Annotated in this window: 11 protein-coding genes; 9 read left to right on the top strand and 2 right to left on the bottom strand. The window is 39.8% G+C overall.

From position 1 onward, the window contains the following. Positions 1 to 6: 6 nt before the first annotated feature. Together J8M01_RS16705 and J8M01_RS16700 are read right to left on the bottom strand one after the other, a co-directional pair. A complete protein-coding gene (locus J8M01_RS16705) occupies positions 7 to 705 on the bottom strand; it encodes a LytTR family DNA-binding domain-containing protein (RefSeq protein ID WP_211058716.1) in 699 nt (232 codons plus the stop codon). A 388-nt stretch (positions 706 to 1,093) separates the two neighbouring features. Next, positions 1,094 to 2,176 (bottom strand): hypothetical protein, encoded by a 1,083-nt coding sequence (locus J8M01_RS16700; protein ID WP_192509148.1) that lies wholly within the window; start codon positions 2,174 to 2,176, stop codon positions 1,094 to 1,096. A 922-nt stretch (positions 2,177 to 3,098) separates the two neighbouring features. On the opposite strand from J8M01_RS16700, the gene J8M01_RS16695 reads away from it, so the two are divergent. The 9 genes from J8M01_RS16695 (at position 3,099) to J8M01_RS16655 (ending at position 21,847) form a co-directional block, all read left to right on the top strand. After that, positions 3,099 to 3,272: a hypothetical protein gene (locus J8M01_RS16695; protein WP_225738487.1), complete on the top strand. Its 174-nt coding sequence runs from the start codon at positions 3,099 to 3,101 to the stop codon at positions 3,270 to 3,272. A gap of 44 nt (positions 3,273 to 3,316) precedes the next feature. Then, positions 3,317 to 4,066, top strand: a complete 750-nt coding sequence (locus J8M01_RS16690; protein WP_192509146.1) for an alpha/beta fold hydrolase — start codon at positions 3,317 to 3,319, stop codon at positions 4,064 to 4,066. 130 nt (positions 4,067 to 4,196) lie between these two features. Continuing rightward, positions 4,197 to 5,567, top strand: coding sequence for a TolC family protein (locus J8M01_RS16685; RefSeq protein ID WP_247671176.1), 1,371 nt, complete (start codon positions 4,197 to 4,199; stop codon positions 5,565 to 5,567). Between the two features lie 57 nt (positions 5,568 to 5,624). Beyond that, on the top strand, positions 5,625 to 7,283 hold the full coding sequence (locus J8M01_RS16680; protein ID WP_211058715.1) for a hypothetical protein: 1,659 nt from the start codon (positions 5,625 to 5,627) through the stop codon (positions 7,281 to 7,283). A 218-nt stretch (positions 7,284 to 7,501) separates the two neighbouring features. Continuing rightward, a complete protein-coding gene (locus J8M01_RS16675; protein ID WP_119862558.1) occupies positions 7,502 to 7,993 on the top strand; it encodes a VOC family protein in 492 nt (163 codons plus the stop codon). An 8-nt stretch (positions 7,994 to 8,001) separates the two neighbouring features. After that, the gene (locus tag J8M01_RS16670; RefSeq protein ID WP_211058714.1) at positions 8,002 to 10,047 is read left to right on the top strand and encodes an AMP-binding protein; all 2,046 of its coding nucleotides are present in this window, start codon (positions 8,002 to 8,004) and stop codon (positions 10,045 to 10,047) included. Continuing rightward, the gene (locus J8M01_RS16665; protein WP_211058713.1) at positions 10,044 to 13,373 is read left to right on the top strand and encodes a non-ribosomal peptide synthetase; all 3,330 of its coding nucleotides are present in this window, start codon (positions 10,044 to 10,046) and stop codon (positions 13,371 to 13,373) included. The genes J8M01_RS16670 and J8M01_RS16665 overlap by 4 nt, the downstream gene beginning before the upstream one ends. 14 nt (positions 13,374 to 13,387) lie before the next feature. After that, on the top strand, positions 13,388 to 15,091 hold the full coding sequence (locus J8M01_RS16660; RefSeq protein ID WP_211058712.1) for a cyclic peptide export ABC transporter: 1,704 nt from the start codon (positions 13,388 to 13,390) through the stop codon (positions 15,089 to 15,091). Positions 15,092 to 15,112: 21 nt separating this feature from the next. Continuing rightward, positions 15,113 to 21,847 carry a non-ribosomal peptide synthetase gene (locus J8M01_RS16655; RefSeq protein ID WP_211058711.1) on the top strand — a complete coding sequence of 2,245 codons (6,735 nt, stop codon included), beginning with the start codon at positions 15,113 to 15,115 and terminating at the stop codon, positions 21,845 to 21,847. The last annotated feature ends 1 nt before the right edge of the window (position 21,848 follow it).

Below are 21,848 nucleotides of genomic sequence, written 5' to 3'. Positions count from 1 at the left end.
CAGCAATTACGCGGCATCATGCCAGAGTTGTTTGACTTGATGTTTATAGGTTTTGCTCAGGTTGACCGGTTGGCCATTTTTCATCACGATACTGAGACTGCCAGTTGGGGAAGTTTGTATGCGCGTTATATAGTTTATATTAATAAGATGGCAACGGTGGGTGCGTATAAAGTACTTGGCTGGCAAGCGTTGTTCAATTTCCTTTAATGTCGTGCGTTTTAAATACGTTTTCTCATGGGTAAAAATTTCGACGTAGTTACTGGCTGAGTTAATATTTATGATGTCTTCGAGCGGTAAGGCTACTTTATCTTTACCGCTATCAACTAACAGTGTTTGAGCATGACGCTCTGTTGCCGGTTGTTCTTTTAGGAAGTGATACCATATCGCCATAATAATACCAATCACAACTGGGTGAGATGGCGCGAAGTAGACCAAGGTTCTTGATATTTCATCATGGTAAAAGTAAAAATCAAAAATAGCTTGGTAGGTCATTGAGCAACAAAAAATCACTAAGCCAACGAGAATATAGGGTCGTTTTTTAGTTGCCTGAGCCGGATCGTATAAATGATTGAGTAAACGGAATGTTATAGGGGTCAGTAAGTACCATAGTCCCCACTCTTGCGGCGCCCATAAAGGGTGGTTGTCAAATTGGTGCTTAGTGAGCACGAGCGCATCATGGATGATCGTAAGTATCGATAACAACATGATAATTATCGTCCATACAAGCGTTGACAATATCCACTCATTCTTGAACTGTGACGTCGAGAGAAGCTTGAATTTAATGATACCGTCCTTTTACTTACCTAGCCACTTGCAATTTTATAGCAATAAGGCAGCGTATTTCAATGCTTTAATCTATATAAAATGCAACAATTGAACCTGTAAAAGGTTCAGGTTTTATGAGAACATCGCAAATTTAATATGGCGACTTTGATACAATCAAGTTGATTAAAGTTTCTTGCTCGAGGATGTAGGTGTGTCGAGTGGAGACCTGCTAACTGGTTGCTTACGGCGGCTTTATAAAAGGACACATCAACATAGCGGAAGCTGGACGAAAAGGCCGTCAAGCTTTCGCATAGTAATGATTATCTCGTTAGAGGTCGCTGTCTTTTTGATTTGATAGTGTAGCAATAAGTTCAGACAGTGCATTGTTAACACTTTGAGCATTATTCCAATCTAAATTATCCCAGTCTAATTCAAGGTTTAGATCTGCAACATTGCTAAAAAGTAATGTTTTTAAAATATCGACAGAGTGAATATTCTTTAAGTTATAAGTCGTGGTGACTTTCTTGGCGGCTTTCTTCCCCGCTAATTGCTGCTCAATGAGATCGCCAATATACTTTCTATCAGATAAGTTGAGTAGCTTTTTATCGTGTTCTACTTTGTAATCGTTTTCAATTTTTAAGACGATTTTTTTTGTACCGACAAATGAGTTTGTTAGGCCTTTTTCATAGGCTTCGATGACTTCTGGGTATCGAGTCAAAACATTATAATTATCAAAAGCACCCATGGAAATCCCTAAATTCTTCGCTTTATCCTTAACGGTTAGCTTTTTATCTCCTAGCTTTAGGCGTGCTTGGTCTAGAGAGTCGATTTCTCTCATGGCAGACAAGAATGCTTGTAATTTACCGTATTGAGGCAGGTCTTCGCGACTCGCATTTTCCTGGAATTGCTTGACTTTCGATAGCAGTGGTTTGTTTTCATACACTTTAAATTGTGCAACATGAGAGAAACCATATGCAAACACTAATGCGAAAAATCGACGGTGCCCAGTGAGTATTTGGTAATGACCATCATCTGTAGGAAAGACGGTCGGTGCTTGAATCATTTCTGAAACGGAGATATTTTCGCCAAGTTCAACGATGGACTCGATAGTTGTATTGGCTTTCTTCCATTCATTAGACCCATATTTTAGACAATTTATAATACAAGACTTGCCGATCATTACATGATTTTCAGCTTGGTAAATCTCACTGAGTTGTCTTTTGGTGATATTGCGCGTAATAAACTGCTTTGCATGCTCGTCTTCAATAAAAATACAGGGCATAAACCTAGCATTTGAATCGTCTGGTTGAACTGAGCTAAGAAAAAGTGATTTATACTCAAATGATTCAATATGAAACAGTTCTTTATTGTTAACGCTGGCCAATAGTAATTGATCTAGTTTTTCTACCATAGTTCTTTTGCTCAAGTAAATTGTGGTTTTGCCAAGTGTGTGACCTGTTTAGGTCATGAAACACGGAACACTTGCATGATAAATGTTCGACATATCATGACTTGTTGTATCATCAGTCTACGATGCATGCCGCTAATTATTATTTTTGAATAGCTAGACTATATCAGAATCAAGGTTGTTCGGCCACTCAGGAATTGTTGTTATCTTTTTTATTCCAAGTGCTTATAGGTACAGACGGTGAAAGTTGGCCGTTCATTTTACGATATTAATACAGAGGGTGATTTTGACCGAGGTGACGACTGATCTGACAATTAAGGGGTTATTTAAATCATGCTTGAAAAAGCTAAAAAGCAGACGGTAAAGACCTAATTTACGCTTTGTCGTTGTAAAATTGCTGCTTTGTTTTTCTGTTAGTTGTTGTTTTTAAGGTTTTTATTTGGTATTTCAATGCTTGTTAATATGGTTTTTAATACTTAAAGTAATCGACCGGCCACAAATAGTCTGAAAAGCAGTACTATTTGTTTTTTAGTTGCATCAAAAAGTATGGAGGATTGCACTAATATTTTTGTCTTTTGCAATTGTTATATGTTCGGTTTCGTTATATTTTTTATTTTAAGTATTAAAAACAATTAGTTGCTTTGTTTTGTTTTGTGTTTTTTTAGAGGTTAGATAACATTTCATAATTTCAACTTTTCAGGTTTCCTGTGTAATCTAGGTGCTGTTGACGAGATGAAGACGATACGTAAATAGCTTCTCTCTAATCTTAAAAAATATGAAAAATGAAGTATGTGTATGCCGTATTTAAATAGCTCATGTATGTTCATTTTATATAGTGCTTACTTATAAAGGTGTAATAGCAATGTTCAATGAGTCTGATGAAAAAAGATACGTAAAACTATATAACAAGACAAAGGATCGCAGCATGCCAGTAGCAAAATCACTATCTAGAAAAGAGCTTGAGTTAGTTAAATGGGCATATGAACAAGGTTACTCTCGCGGAAAGCTGGATGGTGCCGACGGTGTATTTTTACATTCACAAGCAATCAATTCTCAGTTGGAAATGGACCTTGAGAATTTAATTCAACCGCTAAATTAATGGAGCAATCTGACATGTATACTCTCAATAAAAAACAGAGCACAATGAGCAAATGGTGCGTCACGCCAAAACCTCGACCGAATGCAGATGTTAAATTAATTTGCTTCCCTTATGCTGGTGGCGGCGTATCTGTCTTTTATCCGTGGGTAGATTTGCTTCCCGATAATGTTGAACTCAATATTATTCAACTACCAGGAAGGGGCTCTCATTTTTCCGCAGAGCCGATTGCTGATATGACATCATTGGTTGAATCATTATTTAGTGAACTGGCACCTATATTACACTCTGATTATATTATTTTTGGTCATAGTTTAGGAAGCCGGATTGGTTTTGAATTAATCATTCGGGCTATTCGAGTTGGGTTAAAGCCTCCGCTGCATTTTTTTGCATCAGGCAGTGCGGGTCCTCAAAGAAAATGTTTTGATCGGAAGGTTTACGAGCTACCTGATGTTGATTTTATTCAAGAATTGAAAGACATGAAAGGAACACCTGCGGAAATTCTTGAAAACAAAGAATTAATAGAGTTGCATTTACCAATGCTAAGGTCTGATTTTAAAGTCGCAGGGGAATATAGCTATAAAGGAAACGTGAATATACCTTCGCCTGTCACCGTGTTATTTGGTAAAGATGATGCTATTTCTGATGAAGAAATTCATATGTGGGGTATGTATTTTTCTGATTTTTCTAAGGTTGAATGTTCAGGCGGGCACTTTTTTATTGATACGCACCCTCATCAAGTTATAGCTCAGTTAAATCTTTATTTTGAAACTCAGTTTGCGATAAATGCGGCGTAAACAGAACAGGTTTAATTTATTTTTATTTGGCAGACAGCGTTAGAATTTCAAACAATTATGGCGTGTCTTTATTATTTCAATATCTCACTCGTGAGATAGATCTATTTATCGTTAGAGGTAGGGGGTTTCGTTGAAGTTTAATCTAATTTGTCTTTGCATGTCACTGACATACATGAGTGCTGCTCATGGCAGTACGCTTATCGAGTTATACAGTAACGGGGTTAAAAATAACTTATCTGTCAATGCTGAGCGTGTTGCATATTTGGCGGGGCTAGAAGGTGAGAAGCAGTCTTTTGCGCAGCTATTACCCCAGTTAAAGTTATCAGCGCATGTGCGTTATGATGCTCAAACACAGGCGTTAGATACTCATAATCTATTGCAATATAAAGGGGCGCAAAAATCAGCATCGGATGCTGCGGAATATGAATTAGGACTGAGTCAGCGATTATTTGATTTGCCAGCCTACTATGATTATAAAGGTAGTCAGTACGGCTCGACTCAGGCCAAAGTCAAATTTCAACAAGCATTGTCTACCTATACCAGTGATTTTTTATCTGCATACTTAGATGTAGTAGAAGCGCAAGAGAAGTTACTCTTTATTCAAGAGACGCTAGATGCATATGAAAAGCAAAGTAGTATTATTACTAATCGCTATGCGGTGGGCTTAGTCAAAATCAGTGAATTGAAAGAGTCAGAATCACAGCAGCTCAAAGTTGAGTCTGATGAAATACTTGCAAAAAATGATCTCGCTTTGGCTTTTGAGCAATTATCTTTAGTCACGCAAGTTGATGTAGATGCTATTCATGCTTTATCTGGTGAAATACCGGTACTGCATAATCCCGCTGAGTCAATCACACATTTACAAAAAAAGTTTAAGAATAACTGGGGGTTTAAACTTGCGAGTTTAGATTTGACGGTTGCGAATGAGAATTGGAAAGCAAAAAAGGCGAAGCACTTGCCTACCGTGACGAGTCGGTTGAGTTACACCGATAGTAATACCGATTCGACGTACAACTTTCAGCACCCAGATACATTAAATCGGCATGGCTGGAATATTGGCGTGTATTTGGAAATGCCAATTTATAATGGCGGAGGTGTAAGTTCTGCGAGCAGTGAAGCAAAGCTTTCTATGGAACGCGCGAAATACATGAAAAAGCTTAAACAGTTGGAGGTTAAGCAGCAAATATTGAAAAACCATAGAACTTTGCGTGCAATTTCACACTCATTAGCTGCGAATGGGCTGGCTGTTGAGGCGGTAGAATTAGCATTGAAAAATTCGGAAGATGAATATTTCAGTGGCCTAGGGCCATTTAGTCGAGTGTTAGATAACCGCGCTCGGTTAATGTCAGAGAAGGTTCAGCTGATCCAAGAAAAATACCAGTATGTGAAATTATATATTTCGTTAAAAGAGGTAATGGGTGAGTTATCGAACACTGAAGTTGGTTTTTTAAATCGTTTATTTAGTGGCGTATTAGCACAGAGAGTGACTGTCGATAAATAGGTGCACATAGTGACTCAGCTGTCGCTGACCGATAAATATGAATAGGAGATAGTTTACATGAAATACATGGTTATATTAGGCGCTTTAGCGTTAGTTGCAGGGTGCGGCAGCCAACAATATAATGAAACACAAGTCGTAAGTGAGAAAAAAGCATTTAAAGTTAAAAGTGAATATGCGTTATTGGGTAGCTGGAAGGGAGATACTGCACAGATAGAGTTTCATGGAAGTCACTTTAATCAAGTTTTCTCTAACTCGTTTGTGCAACAGTCTCAAGTACAGACAGGACGGTATAGTCATGATGGCATCGTTCAAAAATTTCATTGGAGCTTAGATTCTGCTGGGATCGTGACGCTAAATATCGTTGATGGAACATGTGGTATCGTCCCGTTAGATTATTGTAATGTGAGTGCAAAAAAACAAATTACATTAAGCGGCTCAGATATCAGTGCTGCAACTTGGGAAATCAAAACAGACGGTGACTTAGATGGCGTTTACGAAAGTACGACTTCAGAGCGGGTTGTTAGAAATGAATTTAGTGATACACAGCTGCATGCGGGCAAACAGTTTTTGAAGTTATCAGATAATTTCGATCGCCCTTTGGAAATGGTCGTAAATGACGATGTAGTTAATTTATTGCTTCCAATTAGTACTGCTTCAACACACAAATATGTGCGCTTGTCTGGGGCTGTTAAGCAATCGGATCACAGCATCATATTTGATAAACATGAAGGTACCACATTAAGTGAACCACAGCGCTTTAAAGTGGCGAATGAAGCTGATGTGTTATTAGATGTAGAAAGTCAAATAAGTGATGTTGTGTTGAGAAGTGGACTCGGTGATAGTGTCGTTATTGATTACCTGATCACACGTAAGATAGTTATGCCGGACAATCTAACCGCATCTCAATTAGATTTGTCACAGTTTAAGGTTACAGAGCGCCATACCATAGTGACAAAAGAGTCCGTTGCGCTGTTAAGCGATCTTAGCATTAACTTAAATGAGACTTACTATTCTAAAATACCTGCAGGCTTTAGTGCATCGGCGGATGGTGCAGGTCACCAGATTGTTTTTCATGAAGGAAATACAGGCGTGATTTCGTTTATAGACCCAAGTAGTGACAATGCAGAGAATACTCAAACATTCACTTGGGAATATAAGAATGATCAACAAGTGCATGTTGCTTTAGCTAATGGCATAAGCTGGGACTTAGGGTTTACAGGAACTGTACTCGGTGGCTACAGTGCGATTTATCAAAATGAAAGTAATGATATATACGGACATGACTTCTTAACGCAAGGATATGTTGATCCTAACACATTAGTACCTGGTCGCTTTACGCTTGAGAATACGGATGGGTTATCAACGGTTGATGTTGAGTTCAAAGAGAATGGTGAAATACTTATTCAAGCTGGACCAATTAGCTTTAGTGGCTTTTGGGCTGTCACAGATGAGCGAGAAATTGTGAGCTTTGAATGTGAACAACATGATGGTGTATTAGTAACAGAGCTAGATCTTTGTAAAAGCCAACTGCAACTGATTGGGACTGACGAGAGTACTTTAAAGTTTGGTCATATACGTAAATTTAAGTTTTTACATAGCAACGGTAATAAATTGGTTTCAACATACAACGCGACCGCTTGGGGTGAACCGCTTACAACTGGCGCTGTACCAGTGCATTTTAATTGGGTTTATCGTTGGCAACGCGTTGGAGATTAGTCAGTAATGTAAGTCGTAACACTGTTCAGGAATTGTCTTTTTAGATTAGCCATAAACCTGCTGACTGTATATAGCCATATAGTCAGCAGGTGGAGAGAACAATTTTTAAATATTGAAGTTAACTAATTGCCACTTAAACCAAGATTATGAATAAAAATAGAAATTAAAACTCATGATCAATAAGTCGGCCGTTATATGTGCAAGTAAGGAAGAATAAAATGAAACAGATATTAAATCATGCAACACGTATCGATCACTTGGCCATTGCGGTTTTAGATCTAGAATCAGCCATTGATTTTTACTGCGGTATTTTAGGGTTTGAACTACTAAAGCAACGAGAAGTAAAAGGTCAGTTCTCTGGTATGTTAGCAGCCGAATTATGTGGTAATGGTTTTACCATCGTATTGGTGCAAGGTACGAATAAAGAATCTCAAGTTTCTAGGTTTGTTGCAGAGTATGGTCCTGGTGTACAACATGTGGCCATTGAAGTTGATGATGTTGAAGAGGCAAAATCCCGTTTAATGCAGACTGGTTTGCAGTTTTCGACCAATATTATTCATGGCGATCAGTTGAAGCAGATTTTCACACTCAGAGATAAAAACTCCGGCACGATGTTTGAGTTTATCGAGAAGAAAAAGCGTACTTCACAATTTGAAAAAACAAGTATCCAAAATTTATTTGAGCAATTAGAACTAGCTGGCGCATATTAGGGGTTAACATGAAGTACACGATTATAGATTTTCTTGAAAAAAACAGTCTCGATAAGCCACATGACATTGCTTTTCGTTTTTTAAGTGATAAAGACTTAACACCAGTAAGTTTAAGTCATAGTCAGTTGTGGGAGGCTGTGCAGTTAAGAGCCGAGCAAATTAGACTAAGAGCACAGCCTGGTGAGTGTGTATTACTTTTGTTTCCGTCAGGGTTAGATTATGTCGTTACTTTCTATGCATGTTTAGCTGCGGGTATTATAGCGGTTCCTCTATACCCGCCCAGCAAGAGCAATAAAGTAGATAGAATTACGAAGGTAGCACAAAGCTGTGATGCAAAAGTCGCACTGACTATCTCAAGTGAAATGGATAAAATTAATGAATGTTTTGCACATGATAGTGCACTACAAGCGCAAGTACAGCCAATAGCAGTAGACACCTTACCATTAGGTGAACGTTATAAAAGTAGTGAACTTGAGTTAGAGCAAGTTGCCTTTTTACAGTATACGTCTGGTTCTACAGGGGCCCCAAAAGGGGTTATGATTTCCCATAAGAATATTATTGGAAATGTGACGCACCTCACGCATACTGCCAGTGCGACACATGAAGATATATTTGTAAATTGGTTACCGCTGTTTCATGACCTAGGTTTAGTGACCGCCATTTTGTGGCCTGTATACTTGGGAACAAGCTCGACTTTAATGTCTCCAGCGACGTTTGTAAGAGAACCGATCAACTGGCTACAAGCCATTCATGATTACAAGGGCACCATGTGTGGTGCGCCTAACTTTGCTTATAACCTATGTACTAAAAAAATATCAGACTCAGCGCTAGATAATTTAGACTTGTCATCATGGAAAGTGGCGTATAATGCGGCCGAACCAGTGAATGCTGATACACTGCGAGACTTTTCTGCACGATTTGAACAGTGTGGCTTTGATGGCCAAGGTTTTTACCCAGGTTATGGGATGGCAGAGGCAACGGTATTCATTACTGGTGTGACACGAGACCATCAGCCTCCTATGTTGGTATGCGATAAAGCATCACTTGGTTCGTTTAAATTAGACTTAGTTGATGAAAATCACACCGTGTTGACAAGTGAGTTAGTGAGCTGTGGTTATGCTGAGCAAGATCATCATGTGTGTGTGGTTGATCCCAATACAAAAATACAATTACCAGAAGGTGAGGTCGGTGAGGTTTGGTTCGCAGGTCCAAGTGTTGCGTCAGGGTATTGGAAACTGGAGGATATTTCTGCGCAGGTATTTGCACAAAGTTATACCCAACTCAATGGTGAACAAAGTAAGCCAGTTTACTTGAGAACGGGTGATTTGGGAGTGCTACAGGATCAGCAGCTATATATAACGGGTCGCCATAAGGACTTGGTTATTTTCCAAGGGAAAAACTATTACCCCCAGGATATTGAGCATGCAGCAAGTGAAGCGCATGACGCTGTACGCAGCGGTTATAGTGCTGCATTTTCTGTCGATAGAGCGGGTGAAGAAGAATTGGTACTAGTGACAGAGCTAACTCGAGAAGCCTTTAGAAAAGCGGATTATAAAGCGGTGACGGACAGTATTCGTGCTCATGTCTATCAGCAATGTGAAGTGCAAGTAACTGAAGTGGTTTTATTGAAACCGTATTCAATTCCAATGACGTCAAGTGGGAAAATTCAGCGTAAGCAAGCTAAGGCAAATTGGCAAAATGATACAATGCCAGCTTTGTTTAGCGTAGATGCGACCAGTGAAGTGGCGGAAATAGTGCAACCAGCCACTGTCATTGAGGAAGCCATACATCAAGTGTGGTGTAAACACTTAGCATTAGAGCAGGCTTCTGTTACTGCGCCATTTTATCAATTGGGTGGTGACTCAATCAATGCAATAGAGATTGCAGCAGAGGTTGGTCGCACTTTTGATGCCATAGATTTAGTTGAACGAGACCTGTTAGAGCATCATAGTATTCGCGCTATGGCTGATTATGTATCGCTAAAGCAAAGTATGGCTAACTTGCATGCAGGTAAGCAAAAAAGCGCTGCGAGTGCGGGGCAGTTAGTATTATGAGGTTAGCGGAATTACTGGAAATATTGGCTCAAAAAGGCGTTACTTTGCAATGCCAAGATGGGCAGCTTGTATTAGAAGGCCATGTTGATACCTTATCGAGTTCAGAGATACAAGCGCTTAAAAAGTATAAGCATGAAATTATTGGTTTAAGTGGTGAAAAGAGCAATGTGTTTGATGTCGCAATATGCACTCGAGCACACGCTTATAGTACACAAATGACAAGCCATCAAAAAAGCATGTATCTATTAGAGTCACTTGCAGAACAGCCATATTATAACTTACCCGTGGCGTATAAAATTACGGGCTCGCTACAATTGGAAAAACTGCAACATGCATTTAATCGACTCATTGCCAACAATGATGTATTAAGAACGATATATAGTAAGCCAGAAGAGACGCAGCATATTCAGTCGCAGCATGATTTTGTTTTACCCCACTCTAAACTGCGTGATGAAGCGTCTTTGGTAGAGGCGCTGAAATGTGAAGCAAATTATCGCTTTGATTTATCAAAAGAGTGGCCGATTCGCGTTCATGTTTATGAACTAGACACTTATTATGTATTGAGCATTAATATTCACCATATTGCCGCTGATGGCTTCTCTGCAAAGGTGATTTTACAGACTCTCGCAGCTGAATATGCACAACCATGTAGCACGGTTCATCGGGTTGCGCAGTATGCAGATTTCAGTGATTGGCAACAGGCGTACTTAACGTCAGATCATGCAAAAGAAGGTGTTACATATTGGCAGGCGCTATTGGAAGGGGTGTCAAGTTGTCATAACTTTCCAATACAATACCCTAGACCTACCACGCTGAGTGTGCAAGGGAAGCGATGGAAGCAGACGCTAAATAAAGACTTATCGAGTCAGTTGAAACAATGTGCGCAAGAACAAGGAGTGTCTAGTTTTTCTCTATTGCAATCGGTATTTGCGTGTTACTTATCAAGAATGAGTGATAGCCAAGATATTGTATTTGGCTCTGTTTATGGAAATCGTAGTGGCGAGAATGTTGCTAATACGGTGGGTATGTTTGCGAATACATTGCCTTTTAGATTCCAATTCAGTGCTGAAGATAGCTTATCCACAGCAGTCATTCAGTGTCAAAAGCTAGTGAAAAATGCGAAGCAGTATCAATATGTTCCTTTTGAGCAGATCGTTGAACTTGCCAATATAGAGCGTCAAGCCAATCATCTGCCTTTGGTGCAAATTATGTTAGTTGCACAAGACAATGCATTAGAGCAATTTCGTCTTGATGGCTGCCAAGTAGAACTCATGGATAATGATCAAGATGTGTCAAAGTTCGACTTCTCGATTCATATTTATACAAAAGGCGAACAGCTGGAGTTTGTATGGGAATACAATACGCACTTATTTAGTGATGATTGGGTTCAGCATTTAGCGCGTTATCTAGAGCATTTTATTGCGCAGCTCATTGCGTCTCCAACCATGGCTTTCTCAAGTATTCACTTTAAGCATGATGCAACAGCTGAGATCATTGAACCGAATCGGTTCCCAGTTTTTAAGAGTTTACCGGAGCTGATCACAGAACAAGCAAGCGATTATGCAAACAGAGTAGCGATTAGCCATTATTCGGAGCAGTTAACTTATGGACAGTTGGTGGATCGACTTTCTCGAGCTGCAAGCCATTTTCTGGACACTCATTATGCCCCCAAAAGCAGAATTGGTGTTTACATGGAAAAATCCATCGATATGGTGGTCGCTATGTTGGCAATTATGCGTGCTGGTTATACCTATGTACCGCTTGATCCCAGTTATCCGCAGGCACGCGTAGCGCAGATCTGTCAAAATGCGGAATTGGCATGTGTAGTGACGCAAGACGGGCATTTTCCAATCAACAATTCGCAGTCGCATTTTGAGGTTGTGACGGTGGCGCAATTACAAAAAAGCGAAGTTAAAGTCGCTTACCCGGTATTGACTGAGGCAGACATTGCCTACGTGTTATATACATCAGGCTCAACTGGAGTGCCTAAAGGAGTCGCTGTACCACATAGCAGTATCTATTATTCACTACAGGCAAATAAAGAAGTATTTAACTTTAATCAAAATGACACGATGCCAACGATTGGCTCACAAGCTTTTGGTGTGTCATTGCTTGAAATTTTGGTGCCATTATTAAGTGGCGGGAAAATTGAGATTATTACTCGAGATGATGTATCTTTATTGCCTCAACTAATTGAAAAAACACAGCAGGTGTCAGTATTGCATGCTGTGCCGAGCCTAATGGGGCCTTGGATCGATGAAGTGAAAGCCTATGGTGATGACTGTTACCCTGATTTGAGGTTGTTATTGGTTGGCGGTGAGCCTGTGCCAGACACGCTTTTGAAAAAAATACACGCTTGGCGTGAAGATGTTGAAGTTCGGGTTTTATATGGTATGACGGAGTCATCGGTGGTGAGCAGTAGTTATGATCCAAAGTCGGTCTCAGCATTAAATTACTGTATTGGTCAGCCTCATCCCAATGTGAATTACTTGGTAATGAACCAGTTTGGTGCGATACAACCGAAAGGGTTAAGTGGTGAATTGTATGTGGCTGGGTTGTCATTAGCCGCCGCCTATGTTGGCAACAAGCAGCAAACGGATAAACACTTCACTTATGACGAAAGTACAGCGCAACGAGTATACAAAACGGGTGACCGAGTAAAATGCCATTTGGATGGCCACTATGAGTTCTTAGGCCGGTTAGACAATCAGATCAGTTTAAGAGGCGTGAGAATCGAATTAGGTGAAATCGAAAGCTGCGTTAATGACATAAGCGTGGTGACTCACTGTGTTGTGCATCCTCAATTGATGAATGACACCGATGTTTTATTGGTACTGTATTACAGTATTAAGCACGGGGCAGACAGTGAAGACGCTCTGGCACAAATCAAAGCGCAGTTAACTGAGCACTTACCAGTCTCAATGAGGCCGACATTGTTTAGCCAACTGGATGCATTACCGCTTAATGCCAACGGGAAAATTGATCGTAAATCGTTACCTATTCCGCAGTTGAAAAGTGTTTATATTGCACCGGCAACGCCGACAGAGAAAACGATGCAAAATCTATGGTGTGACTTGTTTGAGCTTGATTCTATTTCAGTGGAAGATAATTTCTTTGAATTAGGCGGGCATTCTTTGCTGGCGAGTAAGTTAGTTGCCAAAGCGAATGACGTTTTTCAAGTGAGTTTATCAATTTCAGCATTTTTTACTGCACCAACCATTCGATTGTGTGCGATGAAAATAGATTCTGAGCGCGATAAAAACAAGCTGCAATTACTCCAAGCGACAATTGTAAATGATTCAAATAGCGAAGAGCTGATATTTTAATAAGGCACAAAACAATGAATAAAAATAAAGAGCTAACTTCACTTAGTAGGTTGCTATATAACTTTTCTCCGCGACAACTGATATTTGCCGTGGTCCTTGGGATGTTATCGGGCGCACTCTATAGTTTGATTATTCCTTTTATTTTGAGTGGACTAGAAAACGGACAGCTTGAAGTGTCTGGGTATGTTATTTTGGAAGATGGTTCCACTGGCTTTTTTGCATTTGTTGCTGCGATATTATTGACGAAAGTGACATCGGTAATATTTGTGAATAATATTGCAAAGTCTGCGTCTGCCGATTTAAAGTTAAAAGTTGCAGAGCGAATACAAGCGCTTGGTGTTGATACCGTTGAGCGTATCGGTTTTTCAAAAATACTGACTATTGTAGTTGACGATGTCAATCGTATTACAGATGCAGCCGTGGCGATACCTATGATGATCGTCTCCTTTGTGACAGTGCTAGGTATGCTCACTTACTTAGCCTATCTAAATTTGCAAGTGTTTGCTTTTATTTGCGTGGCGATAGTATTTGGTGTGTTGTTATTTCAATTGCCAGTGTTATTTGCAAAAGGGCTCTACACTCGTTCTCGTGAAGATAAAGACATCTTACAAGAAGGTATCAGAGGACTTATTTTTGGTGCTTATGAAATGAAGTTAAGTCATAGCAAAGGCAGAAAGTTTCTGGCGGAAGAGATTGCAGCACCATTGAGTAGTTCGACAAATAAAGAAAAGAAAGGTGACGCGGTTATCCATTTAGCAGGCAATGCCAGTGAGATGATTTGTTTTTTTGTCATTGGGGGAGTGGTATTTCTTTTACCAAGTGATTTATTAAGTTCAGACACAAGCGCTTTCGGAGTGGTAATGGCATTGCTGTATATTACAGGGCCAATTGCAGGCATATTATCGATGATGCAAACACTAAAAATTGCACAAGTGTCATTAGAGCGAATTCATCAATTACAAACGCTTGAGCCAGAGGTTTATAGTTTAAATGAGGCTGGTGCGGTTAAAGATGAATGGCAAAAGCTATCTCTATTAAATGTGCAATATCAATATAAGTCAGATGAATTAGAAGAAACTTTTGCAATTAAACCCATTAGTTTGGAGTTCGAAAAAGGTCATATTTACTTTATTGTCGGTGGTAATGGTTCAGGAAAATCAACATTAAGTAAGCTTATTTCATTCCATTATCGTCCAACACAAGGCAGTGTGCAATTTGATGACACCGCGGTAACAGAAACGAATTTGATGGCAGTAAGAGAGCGTGTTGGGGTTATTTTTTCGAATTATCATTTATTTAAGAAGCTCTATATACCCACAGATGATATTGACCAAGATAAAGTAAAACGCTACTTGGATATGTTTAAACTGACCGGAAAAACTGAGCTCATTGGTAATATATTCACAACCACTAAACTGTCTGATGGTCAAAGACGTCGCTTAGCTTTACTTGTGGCTTTGATGGAAGACAAAGATATTTATATTTTTGATGAATGGGCTGCGGATCAAGACCCTGAGTTTAAAGATTTCTTTTATACCGAGGTGCTGCCAGAGCTGAGAACAGCAGGAAAGCTGGTCGTCGCCATCACACATGATGATAGGTACTTCGATTGTGCCGATAAGGTCATAAAAATGGAATCAGGCGCGGTGAAAGAAGTTGAGCAATTCGCGATACGCCAAAGTGAGCCGACGCATTTACCTAGCTTAGCTACCGCCTAAAAAAAGAAGAGCAATTTAGTTATGAATATTAGTACCTTTTTAGATTATTGTCTGAATAATCAAGTGATGTTGAGCGTTGATAACAACCAGTTGAAAGTCAATGCACCAAAAGATGTCTTGCAACTAGAGCAAGTAAATTTCATTAAGGAAAATAAGTCAAAGATCATAGAGATATTGTCGGGACTAGAATTACAAAATGAAAAATCTGTAATGTTCTCTCAGCCCGTTGATGATGGCACTATTATTTCAAAAGGTCAGCGTCAGATGTGGCTGTTAGATCAGGTCACGTCTGGTCAACCTTATTGCTTTTTCCGTATTTTGCGCCTGGACGGTCGGTTGGATTTTAAAGCATTAAATGAGGCTTTTGCGGTGCTTATTCACCGTCATAAACAATTGCGAACGACTTACCAAGAAACAGATGGCGTGATAGCGTCAGTATGTTTGGACGATTATTCATTTGCTGTTGAATCTAGTGTGATTCATACAAATAGCAATGGCCAAGCAGCGTTAGATACGCTGATTGCTAATTTCCAAGCTCATGAATTTGATCTGGCATCAGATGTGATGCTTAAAGCACATGTTGCCAGTAAAGGCGATACGGAGCATTACCTATTCATTAAATGCCATCATATTGCAACAGATGGGTGGTCATTAGAACTCATTAACCAAGAACTGAATGTTATTTATAGTGCGCTGGAGTCTGAAAAAACATACAGTTTACCAAGTTTACAGCATGAGTATGGGCATTTTAGTCAATGGCAAAATTATTACCTTAACCACAACGCAGCGGACATTGATCGCGCATTTTGGTCCACATATTTAAGTGATGTATGTGAGTCATTAAACCTCAGCAATGCGACTAAGACGGATAATACGTCATTGATTGCAGAAACAGTGCAAGTTCCGGTTGATAAAATGTTGGTGGCCGAACTGAAAAAAATGTGTGGTAAGCATAATATGACCATGTATACATTGTTTCAGTTTGCTTTTAGTATTTTGTTAGCAAGATATAGCCAGCAACAAGACGTGCTTATCGGCACGCCAGTGGCGAATCGTGATGATGCACCATTGCAGTCATTGGTAGGTTACTTTGTCAATACGTTGCCAATTAGATTTCAAGTAGATGGCCAAGAGTCTTTTGGTGACAGTATAAAGCGTTACCAAGACATGTTGAGTGAAGTCATGGAACATAAAGACCTGCCTCTTAACGATATTGTAAATGCAGCCTCTCTATCGGCTGAGTTAATGACACAAGTTATGTTCACTTACTCGGCGTTTGAATCGAGTGTAACGACTTTAGGTAACATGGCTATAGACATTATAGAGCCCGCCCATCAAAAGACGGATCTAGAATTACATTTAAATTGTATTGAAAATAATGGAGAAGTGATTTGTCAGTGGCACTACGCAAACACTTTGTATGATAATGGTTTTATAGTAGGTATCGCTAATCATTTTGTCACCATGTTACAAGGATTGGTAGATATTGAATCAACGAAAGCGCCATTATCGCAGATAGCAGTGCTATCAGAGAGTGAAGTACATCACTTAATATATGGTCTGAATAACACAGTAAAAGAATACCCTAAAACAGACTGTATTCATGAGTTGTTTGAATCTCAAGTAGACGCAACACCAGATAAAACGGCACTTGTGTTTGAGGGGCAACGTTTAACTTATCGACAACTGAATGAGAAATCGAACCAGTTAGCACATTATTTAGTAGAGCATCATCATGTGAAACCAGACACCTTGATTGGTTTATGTGTTGAGCGTTCTCTGGAAATGGTTATTGGTATTTTTGCCATTTTAAAAGCGGGTGGTGCATATGTACCTCTAGATCCGAGTTATCCTCAAGAGCGCCTAAGCTACATGAGTGAAGATACGGCTTTGCAATTTATCTTGAGCCAATCGCATACACATAATGCATTATCTAACTTTACTGGCGTCAATATTACCATAGATAATTTGGGCAGTACCGATGAGTCTTTTTGTAGTCATTGTAGTAAAAGTGATTTAGGTACCGGCACTTTAAATTCAAGTAACCTTGCATATGTCATTTATACATCAGGTTCAACCGGTCAGCCTAAAGGGGTGATGGTTGAGCATCAAGCTGTGGTTGCTTTCCTATCTTCGCCAATTTATGTGGATAAAGCGCTTTCTAGCAAGGTTGCCAGCTTATCGTCGTATGCATTTGACGGCTTTGTTTATGATTTATTTTACAGTCTTACTTCGTCGGCTGAGTTACACATATACCCTCAAGATCTGGTGTTGGATGTTGAGCGGTTTAAACTGCAGATTCAAAAAGATGAAATTGAGAACTTTTTCACGACAACCGCTTTATTTAACTTACTAGCAGAGAATCAGGTGTTATCTGGCACGCACATTAAACAAGTTTTATTTGGAGGGGAAAGAAGTGATCCTCGTCTCGTTGAGACGTTTAAAGCTCATCACCCTGACATCAGCTTAATGCATGTTTATGGTCCAACAGAAGCCATTGTATATGCAACGACATGTGATTTGAGTGAACATAATGGGGCGACACCAATTGGACGCCCATTGAACCACAATACTGTGCTGGTTTTGAGTGATGAAGGTGAGTTAGTACCGTTTGGTAGTATTGGTGATTTACACATCGGGGGTGACAGTTTAGCGCGTGGTTACTTAAATCGTCATGACTTGACACATGAACGCTTCATTGAAAATCCATATTATGATGCTAGTAATATTAAGAGTGTAAGGCGTCTTTACCGGACTGGAGATCTTGTCCGCTATTTACCTGATGGTAATATTGAATTTGTGGGACGAGCAGATGACCAAGTTAAAATACGGGGCTTTAGGATTGAACTGGGTGAAATCGAAGCACAGTTGTCGTTGTCGAACTTTGTTGACTCAGCATATGTTATGGCACATACCATTGCACAAAGCGCGCAATTAGTTGGTTATGTAAAATCTAAGGAAAAGCTTGATATAGCGGGACAACAAGATCTTGCTCTTCAGATTAAAACAGAGCTTAGTGCGAAGCTACCAGATTACATGGTGCCTACTGCCATCATAGTTGTCAGTGAGTGGCCACTAACACCCAATGGTAAAATAGATAAAAAAGCTCTACCATCAGCAGATAGTCATTTATCAGTTATGACTTATCAAGCACCCGAGAATAACATTGAGCATGCATTGGTGAATATCATTGCAAGCGAGTTAAAGTTAGAGGCCCATAATGTCAGTGTGACAAGTGGCTTTTATGAATTAGGCGGCCATTCGTTATTGGCATTAAAAATTCAATCAAAACTGAAAGAAGTGGGATACTTCTTAAGTATAAGCGATATTTTGTTACCGATCTCTTTGCATGCATTAGCGGGAAAAGTACGACACGATGATGAACTCGTTGATAGTTTTGTTCCACCAAAAAATATTATAGAGCCATCTGAAGGGTCTATTACAGTTGAACAGTTGAATATGGTTGAGTTCACTGAATCGCAGCTTACTCAATTGATCACTAAAATCCCAGGTGGCGTGAGCAACATCAGTGATATTTATTCACTTAGTCCTTTGCAAGAGGGGATGCTTTTCCACCATATTATGGACAAGGAAGAGGACTTATACCTTTCATCATTTACCCTGCAGCTTAGCAATAAAGAGGTATTGGAAAGATTCTTCAATGCAATGAATGTACTGGTAAACCGGCATGACACACTGAGAACGGTCTTTTTCTGGGAAGGCTTACCTGAACCGACTCAAGTGGTGATGAAAGAGTGTGAAATCGCTATTACGCATCGAACCTTGGATGCATATGGCTCGATTGAAGCCGGTCGCGCGCAATTAGAGCACTACCGTGAATCACGGATATGTTTGCATGATGGGCCACTTCTTAAGTTGCAAGTGGGTAAATGTGAGGAAAAAGCGGAATATATCGTACTGGTTGAGCACCATCATTTAATCATTGATCATATCGGTTTAGATATTTTAGTTGAAGAGTTAACCGCGATTATGGGGCAACAAAGTGAACCGCTGCTTTCGCCCACCCCATATCGGAACATTGTTGCCTATGCAAAGATGAAAAACAGTGAAAACCAAGGGGTGACGTATTTCCAAGATAAACTGGCAGGTTTAGAAGATAAGACAGAGTTATTTAGTTCAAAAATAGAGGGTGACGAACAAACGTTCAGTAAAAATGTAAAACCTTCTACAGCCACCATGCTGCGTAATGTATCAAAGCGTATTGGGCAAAATGTTTCATCGATTTTGCATACGGCTTGGTCTTTAGTGGCATCGCAATGTACGAATAACACTGATATTGCGTTTGGTACGGTATTGTCCGGTAGGCTAAACAATTATGCCAGCAGCCAAAGAACAATGGGCATGGCCATTAATACTCTGCCACTTCGAGTATCAGTTGCGGGGCGAAATGTTAAAGACGTTGTGGAACAAGTTTCGGTCAACCTGCAGGAACTGATTGAAGTTGAGCAAACGCCATTATCGTCTGTACTTAACCTAACGCCTTTAGGTTCAGGGTTATTTAACTCAGTCTTAAACTATCGTCATTCTCATGAAATGCAAGGCGAGAATGAGATCATTAGTGGATGCAACATATTAGGGGCACAAGAAAGAAATAACTATGCTGTATTCATTAATATTGATGACTATGATGCATCTGGTGGCTTTAATATTTCAATTCAAACAGCCAATGGTACCAGTGCTGAAAAGTTGCATGACTATTTTACACATGCACTGAATGGTCTATTACTGAGCTTAGAAGCTGAGCAAAATGTGCCTCTAACTGCAATATCGATTTTACCGAAAAATGAAGTGGAACACCTAACGCATACACTGAATGAGACGCACAGTGATTACGCAAAAGATATGTGTATCCATGAATTGTTTGAAGAACAAGTGAGAGCCAACCCTAGCCATATTGCAGTGGTGTTTGAGGGCATTGAATTTACTTATAATGAGTTGAATGAAAAAGCCAATCAATTGGCACATGCTTTAGTCACAGATTATCAAGTTACACCCGACACTCTGATTGGACTGAGTGTCGAACGATCATTGGAAATGGTGGTTGGGGTGTTGGCTATCTTAAAAGCGGGTGGGGCGTATGTGCCGCTTGATCCAAGTTATCCGTTAGAACGATTAAAGTTTATGGTTGAGGATGCTGATGTCCATTTGATATTGACTCAATCGGCTTTTAGCGCGCTTCACCGAGAGTTTAGCGCACAAGTGATTGAAATTGATGATTTGTGTACCGCACAGGCTAGCGCAAATTCAATATTTGGCCATTTACCAGTCAACAATTTGAATCGCAAAGCTCAAGCGTTAACGTCAAACCACTTGGCGTATGTTATTTATACATCAGGATCAACTGGCAAACCAAAAGGTGTGTTAGTTGAGCATCGAGGTGTTGTTAATTATTTATGTCATGCGAAGAAATATTGGCAACCGGACCATAAAGGAGCTGTAGTGAGCTCTCCACTGAGCTTTGATGCAACGGTGACAAGTTTATTAACACCGTTAGTATCGGGTAAAGAATTGGTGGTTTTGCCTGAGGACATGCTGCGTACCTTCGAGTTGTTATCTTGGTACCTATTTGAGCAAGGCGATAGTTGGATGTTTAAAATAACGCCAACGCATTTAGATGGTTTATTTCCATTTTTCACCAATGAGACACCATGTCTGCATGCACATAGCATTGTGATTGGTGGTGAACAGCTAACAACAGCAATAGTAAACAAATGGCAAGGTGAATGCCTACCAAATGCGACATATATTAATGAATATGGACCAACGGAAACGGTGGTTGGTTGTACAACTTATTCCGTCAGTGATGTACGTGATTTGGCACAGTGTAGTGCGAGTGTATTAATAGGTCGGCCAATAAACAATACTCAGCTCTACGTGCTTAATAACGGTATTCAAGCACCTCTCGGTGTTATAGGTGAATTATGCATTGCGGGTGATGGGGTGACACGAGGTTATCTGAATCGCTCAGATTTGACTGAAGAAAAGTTCACCACTTTTACAACTGAATCTGGCAAATCGGAACGTATTTATCGAAGTGGGGATATGGTTCGATATATATCAGATGGCAATTTAGAATTTATTTGTCGAGCAGATGATCAAGTGAAAATACGTGGTTTTAGAATCGAAATCGGTGAAGTTGAAGCACAGCTTGCGCAATTAGAGTGGGTTGATTCAGCTTTCGCAATGATGCAATACGTGGATGGGCAACCGCTATTGAGTGGGTATGTAAAATTGCATAGCCATATGCAGGGGGATGCGTTAACTGATAATTATGCCTCCCAGATTAAGTCTGCGTTGATGCAACGTTTACCTGATTATATGGTGCCCAATGCAATTGTGATTGTGGATGAGTGGCCATTAACACCCAATGGTAAAATAGATAAAAAAGCGCTACCCGAACCACAAGGGGGTGCACACGAAGGTATATATACGGCACCAGAAACAGACACTGAGAAAGCGCTTGTCGCGATTTGGGCAGAGTTACTTAACTTAGAGACGAGTAAAATTAGCACGACAGCAAGCTTTTTTGACCTAGGAGGCCATTCACTGTTGATGGTTCGACTATTTAGTCATATTCAAAGCGAATTCGGCTTGTCGTTAGATTTAAAAGTACTGTATGACACACCTTATATAAAAGAATTGGCACAGCTGTGTGATGTGATAATAACAAAACAGCAATTAAAAGAACGTTTAACGCAACGTGTTGAAAGTGAAATGGAAGAGGTCGAGTTTTAAA

The organism is Pseudoalteromonas sp. MMG005 (assembly GCF_018101015.1).
Taxonomy (GTDB): domain Bacteria; phylum Pseudomonadota; class Gammaproteobacteria; order Enterobacterales; family Alteromonadaceae; genus Pseudoalteromonas; species Pseudoalteromonas aurantia.
Note: the sequence above shows the minus strand (reverse complement) of the source record. Positions and strands in the feature narration are given on the sequence as shown.